A 13,959-nucleotide genomic window follows, 5' to 3' on the forward strand; every position below is an offset into this window, starting at 1 on the left:
AGATGGATAAACTGTTTATTATCGGAAATGGGTTTGACATAGCACATGGATTAAAATCAGACTACCTCTATTTCAAAAAGTATGTTTATGAGACATTTGGTAAAGATGAAAATTTGACAGGTCTTTCTGGAAAAGAGGATATAGCAGAGTATCTTGATGATTTAGATAAAGATTTGGCAAGATATGTCAACGATTTTGATATTCAGGAGTTTAATATAGACCAAAAAACGGATTTTACAAAGGTCTCGGAATTGTTTTATCAGTTTATGTTACAAATCATGAGGGATACGGTATATTGGTCTGACTTTGAACAAAGTTTGGGACGTTTTACAAATATTGAGATAGATATGGCAAACTTTACTGATAGAGAAGGTGATATAGATGGCAGTGTCATGTCTCGTAATGCTGAGGAAGTTGGAGAAAATTTAAAACTACTGACACCTGTCATTTCGAAATTGTTCTCGGAATGGATTTCAGTAACATATGATAACTGGAAAAGTTTTGTAAAAAATTACCGTAAGCAGTGCTACCAAGGTAGATTGAGTAAAGAAACAATCATCTTAAATAGAGATAGTCTATTTTTAAATTTTAACTACACACATGTTTTAGAAGATTTTTATGGTATTCCATCCGAAAATATTTATCATATTCACGGTGAGATAGGAGATGAGTTGGTTTTTGGTCATAATCTTGAGCGTGAAGATTTTGATAATCCTATGGATGTTGCTACGTATCTTTCACCATTGATAAATTCTTTGGTAAAACCTGTTGGAGAAATCCTAAACAATTCACACAGCAAGGAATTTTTTGACAAAATAAAAGATGTTGAGGAAATCTACTTCATAGGTTTTGGTCTGCGCGATAAAGATGGTGTAGATGCCCCATACTTTAGAAAAATTTTTGAAGTGATTCCGAATGTAACTATCTATGTAGATGAGTTTGATATTGAAAGAAGAAATAGTATTCAAACAATATTATCATATTGGGGAGCCCAAAAAGCTGAGCACCTAAGATTTATAAATACTAGTAGAGACATTGTCCTATGTTGAAAGGAGATTACATGAAAACAAACAATAATATCCCAGCCTATCGTTTTGAAGGCTACACTGACGCTTGGGAACTGCGGAAGTTGGGGGAAGTGGTTTATCGTTCAAATCTAACCTCATCTAGTAAAGATTTACCTAGATTGGAGTTTGAAGATATTAACTCAGGATTGGGTACTTTAAATAAGGATATTTCTCAGAAAGTAGATGATAGGAAAGGTTTAGAGTTTAATGAAGGGGACGTACTATTCGGGAAATTACGTCCATATTTAAAAAATTGGTGGTATGCAGAGTTTAAGGGAATAGCACTAGGTGATTTTTGGAATTTAAAGTCGGATCTTTGGCATAGTTGTTTTTTATATACCTATATTCAGAGTAATTCTTTTCAATTAGTTGCAAATGATACTTCTGGTACGAAGATGCCAAGATCAGATTGGAATTTAGTTGCTGAAAGTATTGCAAAGTTCCCATCCCTACCCGAACAGGAAGCTATCGGCACTTTCTTCTCAACCCTAGACCGTCACATCACCCTTCATCAGCGTAAGTTGGACACGCTCAAGGAGCAGAAGAAGACCTATCTCAAACTCCTCTTTCCAGCCAAGGCACAAACCAAACCAGCCCTCCGCTTCCAAGGTTTTGAAGACGACTGGGAAGAAGTGAAGTTGGGGGAAGTGGCGAGATTTAGACGTGGTTCTTTTCCGCAACCTTACGGAAATAGCGAATGGTATGATGGTGATGGAGCAATGCCTTTTGTTCAAGTTGCAGATGTCACAGATGAGATGAATTTAGTAGAGGATACTAAACAAAAAATTAGTAAAAAAGCACAGCCACTTAGTGTTTATGCTGAGAAAGGATCTGTCCTAGTTACTTTACAAGGTAGTATTGGTCGTGTTGCGATTACCCAATATGGAGCTTTCATAGATAGGACGGTGCTGATTTTTGAAAACTTTTACTTACCAATTGATAATGTGTTTTGGGCTTATGTAATAAAACAAAAATTCATTGAAGAGGCAAAAAGTGCCCCAGGTGGAACAATCAAAACAATTACTAAGGAAGTTCTTAGTGACTTTAATATAAAATTGCCGACACATTCTGAACAGGAAGTCATCGGCACTTTCTTCCAAACCCTTGACCAAGAGTTGGCTCAGGTGGAGGACAAGTTGGCTAGCTTGAAAGAGATGAAAAAGACTCTACTCCGTAAATTATTTGTATAGCTCTGCTAAGCCTCAAATGCTCCTAAGTTATCCAATATAAAAATCTTGATAAACTGACGATATTTTGTTAGAATAAGCATAGAAAAAGAGTTGGACGGCAATCCAACTCCTAGTAGAGCCATTTCGGTGGTTCACAATGTTTGTTTTATATTAAAATAAAATCGTCAGTGTCCCAAAATATTGACGGTTTTATTTTTTGTTTTTTTATTTGATATAAAGAATTATTAGATTAGACTGGTTCAACTAATGCTAATTTGAGCAGGTACCTCCGACGTGAGATTTTTGAAACGATATTTTTCAAAAATCGAGCTAGTGCGAGCCTTAGACAAATCGAATAGGATTTGTCGTTACTTGATGAGTAAGTTTACTTACCATCAAGTATAGGCTAGCCTTTCTGTAAGATTTTGGACTTATTTCCATAAGCACCACCTCCAGTTAGAAAGTTGGAACCACCGTCATATTTCTCTACTTATCTAGTATACCATATCTTTAGAAAGAATCACAGACATGAACAATTCAAACAACTCACAATCCCTTTACCAGTCCCTTTGGAATGCAGCGGATATTCTCCGTGGCAAGATGGATGCTAACGAATACAAGTCCTACCTTTTGGGCTTGATTTTCTACAAATACCTATCAGATAAGTTGCTTTTGGCGGTGTGTGACAACCTTGATGAATCCTTTGATAGTTTGTCACAGGCTCAAAGACTTTATGAAGAAAATTTTGCAGATCCAGATGTTAAGGAAGATTTGCTAGATGTCCTTGATGATGAGCTAGGTTACTTTATCGAGCCTGGTCTGACCTTTACGGCCTTGGTAGCAAAAGTCCACACCAGCAACTTCCAGTTGGAAGATTTGGCACAGGGCTTCCGTGATATTGAGCAGTCCAATGAGATTTTTGAAAACCTTTTTGAAGACATCGACCTCTATTCTAAAAAGTTAGGTCCAACACCGCAAAAGCAGAATCAGGTGATTTCAGCCTTGATCAAAGAACTCCATGAGCTCAACCTCAGCAACCATGATGGAGATGTTTTGGGAGATGCCTATGAATACCTGATTGGTCAGTTTGCCAGCGACTCTGGAAAGAAAGCGGGCGAGTTCTATACGCCTCAGGCAGTTTCCCACCTCATGACCCAGATTGTCTTTCTTGGACGGGAGCATCAAAAGGGGATGACCCTCTATGACCCAACCATGGGATCGGGTTCCCTCCTTCTTAACGCCAAACGTTACAGTAAAGAGTCTTCGACCGTTTCCTACTTCGGTCAGGAGATTAACACCTCGACTTACAACCTGGCTCGCATGAACATGATGCTCCACGGGGTTGCTATTGAGAACCAAAAACTTCATGTTGGTGATACCCTTGATGCGGACTGGCCAACGACTGAGCCGACAGATTTTGACGGGGTGCTCATGAACCCCCCTTATTCTCAGAAGTGGAGTGGGGACGCTGGTTTCCTGCAAGACGCACGTTTCTCCAGCTATGGTGTCCTGGCACCCAAGTCCAAGGCTGACTTCGCCTTCCTCCTTCATGGTTTCTACCACCTCAAGCATTCAGGCGTTATGGCTATTGTCCTTCCTCACGGGGTTCTCTTTAGGGGAAATGCAGAGCAGAAAATTCGTCAGCATCTCCTAGAGGAAGGAGCCATTGACACCGTGATTGGACTGCCAGCCAACATCTTTTATAATACCTCCATTCCAACCACAGTCATCATTCTCAAGAAAAACCGCACCAGCAAAGATGTCCTCTTTATTGATGCATCTAAAGAATTTGACAAGGGCAAAAACCAAAATATCATGACCGATGACCATATCGCCAAGATTTTGAAAGCCTATCAAGACCGTCAAGATGTGGACAAGTTTGCCCACCTAGCTAGCTTTGAGGAGATTGTGGAAAACGACTACAACCTCAACATCCCTCGCTATGTCGATACCTTTGAGGAAGAGCCTGTTGTTCCACTGACAGAGCTTGCGGATAAGCTTGCTCAAACTGATGAGGAAATCGCAGCAACCACAGCCCAACTTGAAAGCATGCTTGGTCAGCTAGTCGGTACCACACCAGAAGCACAAGCAGAGCTGACAGCCTTTTTGGATAAAATCAGATAATCAAAAAAACGAGTTTGGATTTTCCAAGCTCGTTTTTGGGTAGGATTAAAGTCCGATGGTGTAGTCGTCATCTTGCATGGCTTCAACACTACCAAGCAGATAACCATTTCCAACTTGTGAGAAGAAGTCGTGGTTAGATGTTCCTGTTGAGATACCATTCATGACGATAGGGTTAACATCGTCTGCTGTATCAGGAAAGAGAGGATCTTGTCCAAGGTTCATCAAAGCCTTATTGGCATTGTAGCGAAGGAAGGTCTTAACCTCCTCGGTCCATCCAACAGGATCATAAAGTAGTTCAGTGTAAGCTTCTTCATTTTCATAAAGCTCATAAAGCAGATCATACATCCAGTCACGGAGTTTATCTTGTTCTTCCTCACTAAGCTCATTAAAACCAAGCTGGAACTTGTAGCCGATATAAGTTCCATGCACAGACTCATCACGGATAATCAACTTGATAATCTCAGCAACATTGGCTAATTTATTATTTCCAAGGTAGTAAAGTGGCGTGAAAAAACCAGAGTAAAAGAGGAAGGTTTCTAGGAAAACAGAAGCCACCTTGCGCTCAAGAGCGGTACCATTACGGTAAATCTCAGTAACGATGCGGGCTTTCTTTTGGAGAAACTCATTTTCTTCTACCCATGCAAAAATAGCTTCAATCTCAGACTTAGTGTTAAGAGTTGAAAAGATAGAAGAGTAGGATTTGGCATGGACAGACTCCATGAATTCAATGTTGTTTAAGACAGCTTCCTCGTGTGGGGTACGGACATCTTTTTTGAGTTGGCTCATGCCCACCTCTGATTGCATGGTATCAAGTAGGGTCAGACCACCAAAGACCTTTCCTACCAAGTCTTTTTCCACATCAGAGAGCTTGCGCCAATCATCAAGGTCGTTTGACAATGGGATGCGGGTATCTAACCAAAACTGTTCCGTCAACTTTTCCCAAGTGGACTTATCAACAGCATCCTCGATTTCATTCCAGTTTATGGCTTTATAGTAGGTCATGAAGAACTCCTTATTGTTTGATCTTAATTGAAATATTATACCATATTTTAGGTAAAATTGCTTTTGAAAATCATCTTCTCTCAAAGCAAAATGAGAGGAGGCTAAGGGCAAATACCCCACCTCCTCTGTAGCGTTATAGCTTGTTTATCTTTTTAATACCTTTTAATGTGGCAGAAGTGCCCGATCTTTTTAGATTTTTAAACGGGCTTAGTATCTTTTTAATTGAACTCGCCCTAAAATCCTTGTGAAAATGTTGTACTTTCTTGTGTCTTGCGACCCTGCGTAAGTCTCCCATTTTCCTACGGATTTTTAAACGGGCTTAGTATCTTTTTGAATCGAACTTTTGTTACAAGACTGGACAAAAATGATTACTTTCGTTGAGTATGAGATACTCTACGTCAAGTTCCTATTTTTGTCAGGTCTTGCTTAACACAAAAGTATCTTGTTAATTGAACTTCGAGCGAAAGTCTGTGAGAAAATGATAGCTTTTCCTTGGACCTGCCTGTCCGTCGTCAAATCTCCTATTTTCTCTTTGACTTTTTTGCTCTTAGTATCTTATTTTTTAAATTACGCAACTTTCACATTGGTTTGAGCCGACTTCTGCACCGTCATCGGTATAGGTGCGGACGTAGTAGATGGATTTGATGCCTTTATTGAAGGCGTAGTTACGAAGGATAGAGAGGTCACGGGTAGTTTGCTTACTTTCTGTTTTCCACTCGTACAGTCCTTCTGGAATTTCGCTACGCATAAAGAGGGTCATGGATAAACCTTGATCCACATGTTCTGTTGCAGCGGCGTAAACATCAATGACCTTACGCATGTCCATGTCATAAGCAGATGTATAGTAAGGGATGGTATCTGTTGATAAGCCGTTAGCAGGATAGTAGATTTTACCGATTTTTTTCTCTTGACGCTCTTCGATGCGTTGAGTGATAGGGTGGATCGAAGCAGAGCAGTCATTGATATATGAGATAGAACCATTTGGTGCGACAGCAAGACGGTTTTGGTGGTAAAGTCCATCTTTCATGACAGCTTGGCGCAAGGCTTCCCAATCTTCTGCTTGAGGGATAAAGTGCCCTTCAAAAAGTTCTTTAACACGGTCTGATTGCGGTGTAAAGCGACCAGTCACATACTTATCAAAGTAAGTTCCATCTGCGTATTTTGAGTTTTCAAAATTATGGAAAGTGACACCACGTTCACGCGCAATGTTGTTAGACTCAACCAATGTCCAATAATTCATGAGCATAAAGTAGATATCAGTAAATTCAACGGACTCAGGGCTTCCGTACTCGATATGACGTTTAGCCAAGTAAGAGTGAAGTCCCATCGCCCCTAACCCAAAGGTATGCGCTTGAGCATTACCATTTTTGATACTTGGGACAGCATCAATACTTGAGCTATCTGTAACAAAAGTAAGGGCGCGTGTCATGGTACGGATAGATTTCCCAAAATCAGGTGAGGTCATCATGTTCAAGACATTAGTTGACCCTAAATTACATGAAATATCGGTTCCCATTTGTAAAAACTCTTGCTGGTCATTGATGAGACTCGGAGTTTGGACTTGAAGGATTTCTGAGCAAAGGTTACTCATCACGATGCGGCCATCAATAGGATTTGATTGGTTAGCTGTATCGATATTGATGACATAAGGATAACCTGACTCTTGTTGGAGTTTTGAAATTTCAGTTTCAAGTTCACGTGCATTGATCTTAGTTTTTGTAATCTTAGGATTAGCAACTAATTCATCGTACTTTTCCGTGATATTGATGTAGTTAAAAGGCACACCATATTCTTTTTCGATAGAGTATGGGCTAAAGAGGTACATGTCCTCATTTTGACGTGCTAATTCATAAAACTTATTTGGGATGGTTAGACCCAGTGAGAGAGTTTTTACGCGAATTTTCTCATCGGCATTCTCTTTTTTAGTGGAAAGAAATTGCATGATATCTGGATGGAAAACATCAAGATAAACCACACCAGCTCCCTGACGTTGGCCAAGCTGATTAGAATAAGAAAAGCTATCTTCAAAAAGCTTCATCACAGGAACGACACCAGAGGCAGCGCCAGCATAGCCCTTGATAGGAGCACCAGCTTCGCGGAGGTTACTCAAAGAAATCCCCACTCCACCACCGATACGCGACAATTGCAGAGCAGAGTTGATGGAGCGGCCAATAGAGTTCATATCATCTGTTACTTGAATCAAGAAGCAAGAAACCAACTCTCCACGACGACTACGACCAGCATTTAGGAAACTAGGTGTCGCAGGTTGGTAACGTTGATGAATCATCTCTTTTGCCAAATCACGTGCCAACTCTTCATCACCATTTGCAAAGTAAAGGGCATTAAAGAGAACACGGTCTTCAATACTTTCTAGGTATTCTTCACCATCATTCGTTTTAAGGGCATACTGTTGATAAAACTTGTAGGCAGCCATAAAGGATTGGAAACGAAAATCAAGTGAGTGGAGATAGCGTGAGAGCTCTTCGATAAACTCTGGACGATAATTTTGAATAAACTCCGATTCAATATAGTTTTCTTCAATTAGATAGGTAATTTTCTCAGTAATCGAATTAAATTTTTTAGAATAAGGTTTTACATTTTCAAGGAAAAAAGCACGAAGAGCTTCCTTGTCCTTATGGAGAGGGATTTGCCCATTGATTGGACGGTTGATTTCATTGTTTAGGCGGAAGTAAGAAACATCGCCGATAGATTTAAGACCCATGAGATAAGATTCCTTTTACTTTTTCAACATCTTCAGGTGTTCCGTTAAATTCAAATTCATATAAAACGGGAATACCATAAGTTTTGGCATAACGACGAGCAACATGACAAAATTCTGGTCCAAAATTTCGGTTACCAGACCCCATCAGTCCCCTCATATAGTGATGGTTGCTTTCAACAAAGCGATCGAGAAACTCTAGCCCATCTTCATAAGTAGGGGTGATAAGGATAAAGTCTTCATCTAAAAGAAGGGTTTCTTCTTGTCGTTTGATTTCAATGATTTGCTCTTGAGGTAAATTTAACTTTTTGACAAAACGTCTAGTCTGTCCCGTAAGAGAATAAAAAGCCAATTTCATTAGTTTAAAATTTCTTTTAATTTAGCAGGCTGAAAACCTGAAAAAACAACCTCTCCTGCTTCAATGACAGGTGCAGAGGTGAAGCCTAGGCTTTTAACATACTCCACCTTATCTGGCTGCTCATCAATATTGATTTCTTGGAAATCCGCTCCATTTTGCTCTAGAAATTTTTTAGTCATTTTACATTGCATGCAATTATTTTTTGAAAATACTGTAATAGCAGCCATTTTTCGTCACTCCTATAAATTTTTATTATTCTTGCTAAAAAGCACCCTACTAGAATACCCAAAAATGGATAAAAAATCAAGTAGATAATTTGCTAATTACACTATATCTAGTACAAGATAAGAATAAAATCTACTAGATATAGTGTTTTATGCGGGTATAAATATTTTTTATAGCATTTGTTACTTTTTCTAACATCTAAGGTGATTTGTTAGTAGATATAACATCTTTTGTGGGGTATAATGGAGGTCAATTCTTAATAAAGGAGATGAATTATGAGGGATTATCAGTCGATTATTCAAGTTGATGGCAAAAAATATACATACATTGATTTGAAAAAAATCAGTCAAGACTATGGTGTAGAGCTTTCTAGCCTTCCTTACACTATCCGTATTCTACTTGAAAGTTTATTCAGAAAATATGATGGTTTAGATGTGACAAAAACTCACTTAGAAAACCTTCTTTATTTTAATCCTCAGTCTCCAAAAGGTGAGGTTCCTTTTAAGCCTAGCCGAGTAATTCTGCAAGACTTTACGGGAGTTCCTGTTGTGGTGGATCTGGCAGCGATGCGACAAGCCGTGGTACAGCACGGAGGAAATCCAGACTTAATTAATCCAGAGATTCCAGTAGATTTAGTGATTGACCATAGTGTTCAAGTAGATGTAGCTGGATGTGAGTCGGCTCTGTCAGAAAATATCACTTTGGAATTCGAGCGAAATGATGAACGTTATGCTTTTTTGAAATGGGCAGAGCATTCTTTTGAAAATTATCGAGCAGTTCCTCCAGCCACAGGTATTATCCATCAAGTGAATATTGAGTATTTATCAGATGTCATTATTGAAAACGATGGTTTCCTCTACCCTGATTCCATGTTTGGAACAGATAGCCACACGACAATGATTAACGGTATCGGTGTACTTGGCTGGGGTGTTGGAGGGATTGAAGCAGAAGCTGCGATGCTGGGAGAGGCTTCTTACTTCCCAGTTCCAGAGGTGGTTGGGGTGCGTTTGATTGGTAAACTACCAAAGACAGCCACAGCAACAGATTTGGCCTTGAAAGTCACACAAGTTCTTCGTTCTGCCAATGTGGTTGGGAAATTTGTAGAGTATTTTGGCTCAGGGTTAAAACACCTTAGTTTAGCTGATCGAGCTACCGTAGCCAATATGGCTCCAGAATATGGTGCAACCTGTGGCTATTTCCCAATTGATGATGAGACCTTGACCTATATGAGCTTAACCAATCGGAGTCAAGCGCAGGTTGAACGAACTGAAACATATGCTAAAGTGAATGGTCTATTCTATGATGACAATACAGAAGCTCAATATAGTCAAGTGATTGAGATTGATTTATCTCTTATTGTTCCAAGTATTTCAGGACCTAAACGTCCTCAAGATTTAATCTCCTTGGATCAGGCAAAAACAGCCTTTGAAGATGCTCTAGTAAGAGAAGAAGGGGTACAAGGCTTTGGATTGACCAAAGAAGAATTAGATAAAACAGCCACAGTTATCTACGATAATCAAACAGAAACCATCAAAACAGGGCATGTGGCTATTGCAGCGATTACCAGTTGCACCAATACCTCTAACCCTTATGTATTAATGGCGGCAGGTTTACTGGCTAAAAAAGCTGTTGAAAAAGGTCTGAGCGTATCAAAAACAGTGAAAACTTCCCTAGCACCAGGTTCTAAAGTGGTCACAGGGTATTTAAAAAATAGTGGTTTGCAAGCTTATTTAGACCAACTAGGTTTTCAAGTGGTGGGCTATGGCTGTACGACTTGTATCGGAAACTCAGGTCCTCTTAGCCCAGAGGTTTCAAAAGCCATTTTAGAAGAAGATTTGTTGGTCAGTGCAGTTTTATCAGGGAATCGAAACTTTGAAGGTCGTATTAACCCGTTGGTTAAGGCAAACTTTTTGGCAAGTCCTCCCTTAGTAGTAGCCTATGCTCTTGCTGGAACAACCCATATTGATTTGACGTCAGATCCTTTAGGGTTTGATGAAAAAGGCCAAGCGGTTTATTTAGTTGATATCATGCCAGATGAGAAAGAAGTGACAGCTTATATCGAAAAATATGTCACGCGTCAGCTTTTCCAAGAAGAATATGCTCAAGTTTTTACGGATAGTGAGAAGTGGAATGCCATTCCTGTGACCTCTAGTCCAACTTATGATTGGGATCAAGCTTCAACCTATATTCAAAATCCACCTTATTTTGAGACTTTAGATCAAGAAGTAAACCTAGCTCCTTTAAAAAATATGCGTGTTTTAGCCAAGTTTGGAGATACTGTAACCACGGACCATATCTCTCCAGCTGGAAATATTGCTAAAGGTAGTCCTGCAGCTACTTATCTTGAAGAGCATGGCGTAACGTATCAAGATTTTAATTCCTATGGTAGCCGTCGAGGAAATCATGAAGTGATGATGCGAGGGACTTTTGCCAATATTCGTATTAACAACCAATTAGCAGAAGGGAAAATTGGTGGTTATACGCAGTATAAGGGAGAGATGGTTTCGATTTACGATGCGGCCATGGCCTACAAAGAGAGTGATGTTCCTACATTAATTATTGCAGGACGTGACTATGGCATGGGGTCAAGTCGTGACTGGGCTGCAAAAGGGACCAGTCTTTTGGGAGTGAAGGCTGTTTTAGCTGAGAGCTTTGAGCGTATTCATCGTTCTAATTTGGTGATGATGGGAGTTCTTCCTCTTCAGTTTTTAGAGGGGCAATCCGCTGACAGCTTAGGTTTGACAGGTTTTGAGAGCTATGACATTATTTTGCCAGATACTCTAGAAGTAGGGGCCTTAGTAACGGTTTGTGCTAAAGATGACAAAGCTGAAAAAGTCTTTCAAGTTCGTTTACGTTTTGATGCGGATGCTGATATTCGTTACTATAAAAATGGTGGGATTTTACCAATGGTAGTCCGTAAAAAATTGAAGGGAGCAGGCTATGACGCAAGCTAATGGATTAAAAGATATGATTGCCTGTGATACAAGGATTAGCTCAATTGTTGATGACCGCTTATCGTATGCGGGCTATAGTATCTCAGAATTGATGGACAATAATGCCAGTTTTGAAGAAGTCATTTATCTTTTGTGGAATTTACATCTGCCAACACAAATTGAGCTGAAACATTTTGAAAAAGAACTGCGTGCCAACTATGCGATTAGCGATGCAGTGGAGCAGTGTATCTTGATTCAATCACGTCAACACCTTCATCCGATGAGTGTCCTTCGCTCAACTGTGAGTCTTTTGGGGGTTTATAATGTTAAGGCTGAGGAGAATGGTGTTGAAGCAACCTATGAACAAAGTATTCAGTTGATGGCTAAGATTCCAACTATTATTGCCACTTTCGCCAGATTACGTCGGGGAGAGATTCCAATCGCTCCTAGAGAAGATCTTGGGTTTGCAGCGAACTTTCTTTATATGTTAAATGGGAAAGAACCAAGTGAGCTAGAAGTTTTAGCGATGAATCGGGCTCTAGTCCTTCATGCTGACCATGAATTAAATGCATCAACCTTTACAGCGCGTGTTTGTGCTTCTACTCTGACGGATATTTATTCTTGTGTTACGGCGGCTATTGGTGCTTTAAAAGGACCTTTACATGGTGGTGCTAATGAGCGTGTTTTTGAAATGTTAAAAGAAATTCGCGACCAAGGAAGTACAGAAATTTATCTGAAAGAAAAGTTGGATTCTCACGAAAAAATCATGGGCTTTGGCCATCGTGTTTATAAAACTCAGGACCCTAGAGAACCTTATCTTCGTCAAATGGCTAAGGAACTAACAGAAGGGACAGATGAAGCGATTTGGTATGATTTGTCTCGAGAAGTTGAAGATTATATGAAAAACAGCAAAGGGCTGATTCCTAATGTCGATTTTTATTCGGCGACGGTCTATCATGTGTTAGGGATTGATAGTTCTATTTTTACTTTGATTTTTGCCATGAGTCGAGTTTCAGGTTGGATTGCACATATTCAAGAGCAAAAGAAAAATAATAAGCTGATCAGACCACGTTCCAATTATTTAGGACAAGAAAATCTTGAGTATATTCCAATTGGAAGGAGATAACATATGAAAATTGAAATGAAAAACAATCACCTACTTGTCCCTGATACTCTTACAATTCCTTATATTGAAGGTGATGGTGTTGGAGTGGATATTTGGAAAAATGCAAAAGAGGTCTTGGATGTAGCTATCGAAAAAGCTTACAAAAATAAACGGCGAATAACTTGGAAAGAGTTACTCGCAGGTAAAAAGGCCTTTGAGCAAACAGGAGACTGGTTGCCTAATGAAACACTGAAGACTATTTCTGAATATTTGGTTGCAATTAAAGGACCTTTAGAAACACCAGTCGGTGGAGGACGGCGTTCTTTGAATGTCGCGCTTCGTCAAGAGTTAGACCTTTATGCCTGTGTTCGACCAATTCGCTATTTTAAGGGAGTCCCTAGTCCTTTAAAGGAGCCTGAAAAAACCAATATAACCATCTTTCGTGAGAATACAGAAGATATTTATGCAGGGATTGAGTGGGAAGAGGGAACAGAAGAAGTTGAAAAACTGATTTCATTTTTACAAGAAGAAATGGGTGTCGATCGTATTCGTTTTCCTAAAAGCTCAAGTATTGGAATTAAGCCCATCTCAAAAGAAGGATCGGAGCGTTTGATCCGTTCAGCGATTGATTACGCCCTAGCTCATGGTTTATCTAAGGTCACTCTTGTTCATAAAGGGAATATCCAAAAATTCACAGAAGGTGGCTTTAGACGTTGGGGATATGAATTAGCAGAAAGAGAATATTCAACAGAGCTGGCAAAAGGACAGCTTGAGATAACAGATGTGATTGCTGATAATTTCCTACAACAAATCTTATTAAACCCAGATCAATATCAAGTGGTTGCTTTAACTAATTTAAACGGTGACTACGCTAGTGATGCTTTAGCAGCTCAAGTTGGGGGAATAGGTATTTCTCCAGGGGCTAATATTAACTATCAAACAGGACATGCTATTTTTGAAGCGACCCACGGGACAGCTCCAGATATTGCTGGTAAAGATTTGGCAAATCCATGTTCCCTTCTTCTTTCTGCCTGTATGCTCTTAGAATATATTGGATGGAGTGAAGCGTCAGATCTAGTGACAGGAGCAATCGGACAAGCTTTTCTCAATCAAGATGTTACTTCTGATTTTGCCAGTCAGTTGTCAAAAGGAACAGGGCTAACAACAAGCCAATTTTGCCAAAAATTAATAGAAAACATCCATAATTCAATAGAATAAGCGATTAATATGCTAATGTTATTATTGAACATTAGCATA

The 13,959-nt window shown here is 39.5% G+C and carries 10 protein-coding genes; 6 read left to right on the forward strand and 4 right to left on the reverse strand.

Going from position 1 to position 13,959, the window contains the following annotated elements; translation table 11 throughout:
- Positions 1-2 precede the first annotated feature (2 nt).
- From ACQRDX_RS00380 to ACQRDX_RS00390, 3 genes are all read left to right on the forward strand, one after another.
- A complete protein-coding gene (locus tag ACQRDX_RS00380) occupies positions 3-1,049 on the forward strand; it encodes an AbiH family protein (protein WP_427893575.1) in 1,047 nt (348 codons plus the stop codon).
- Positions 1,050-1,060: 11 nt separating this feature from the next.
- Positions 1,061-2,257: a restriction endonuclease subunit S gene (locus tag ACQRDX_RS00385; RefSeq protein WP_427893577.1), complete on the forward strand. Its 1,197-nt coding sequence runs from the start codon at positions 1,061-1,063 to the stop codon at positions 2,255-2,257.
- A gap of 507 nt (positions 2,258-2,764) precedes the next feature.
- A complete protein-coding gene (locus ACQRDX_RS00390; protein WP_427893579.1) occupies positions 2,765-4,360 on the forward strand; it encodes a type I restriction-modification system subunit M in 1,596 nt (531 codons plus the stop codon).
- A gap of 45 nt (positions 4,361-4,405) precedes the next feature.
- Here ACQRDX_RS00390 and nrdF read toward each other — a convergent pair whose 3' ends face one another.
- The 4 genes from nrdF to nrdH form a co-directional block, all read right to left on the reverse strand.
- Positions 4,406-5,362 (reverse strand): class 1b ribonucleoside-diphosphate reductase subunit beta, encoded by a 957-nt coding sequence (nrdF, locus tag ACQRDX_RS00395; protein WP_354367306.1) that lies wholly within the window; start codon positions 5,360-5,362, stop codon positions 4,406-4,408.
- A gap of 562 nt (positions 5,363-5,924) precedes the next feature.
- Positions 5,925-8,084, reverse strand: a complete 2,160-nt coding sequence (gene nrdE, locus ACQRDX_RS00400) for a class 1b ribonucleoside-diphosphate reductase subunit alpha (RefSeq protein ID WP_354367304.1) — start codon at positions 8,082-8,084, stop codon at positions 5,925-5,927.
- Positions 8,074-8,439 (reverse strand): class Ib ribonucleoside-diphosphate reductase assembly flavoprotein NrdI, encoded by a 366-nt coding sequence (nrdI, locus tag ACQRDX_RS00405; RefSeq protein WP_354367302.1) that lies wholly within the window; start codon positions 8,437-8,439, stop codon positions 8,074-8,076. The genes nrdE and nrdI overlap by 11 nt, the downstream gene beginning before the upstream one ends.
- A complete protein-coding gene (gene nrdH, locus ACQRDX_RS00410) occupies positions 8,439-8,666 on the reverse strand; it encodes a glutaredoxin-like protein NrdH (protein ID WP_354367300.1) in 228 nt (75 codons plus the stop codon). Before nrdH ends, nrdI begins: the two co-directional genes overlap by 1 nt.
- Positions 8,667-8,939: 273 nt before the next feature.
- Here nrdH and acnA point away from each other — a divergent pair, with 273 nt between their 5' ends.
- Genes acnA through icd form a run of 3 tightly spaced genes read left to right on the forward strand, consistent with a single transcriptional unit; the run spans position 8,940 to position 13,920 of the window.
- On the forward strand, positions 8,940-11,618 hold the full coding sequence (gene acnA / locus ACQRDX_RS00415; RefSeq protein ID WP_427893583.1) for an aconitate hydratase AcnA: 2,679 nt from the start codon (positions 8,940-8,942) through the stop codon (positions 11,616-11,618).
- Positions 11,605-12,723, forward strand: coding sequence for a citrate synthase (locus ACQRDX_RS00420; RefSeq protein ID WP_427893585.1), 1,119 nt, complete (start codon positions 11,605-11,607; stop codon positions 12,721-12,723). Before acnA ends, ACQRDX_RS00420 begins: the two co-directional genes overlap by 14 nt.
- Before the next feature lie 3 nt (positions 12,724-12,726).
- Positions 12,727-13,920, forward strand: coding sequence for an NADP-dependent isocitrate dehydrogenase (icd, locus tag ACQRDX_RS00425; RefSeq protein ID WP_427893587.1), 1,194 nt, complete (start codon positions 12,727-12,729; stop codon positions 13,918-13,920).
- Positions 13,921-13,959: the final 39 nt, after the last annotated feature.

Origin of the sequence: Streptococcus sp. SGI.013, assembly GCF_050315295.1 — a bacterium.
GTDB lineage: Bacteria > Bacillota > Bacilli > Lactobacillales > Streptococcaceae > Streptococcus > Streptococcus porcorum.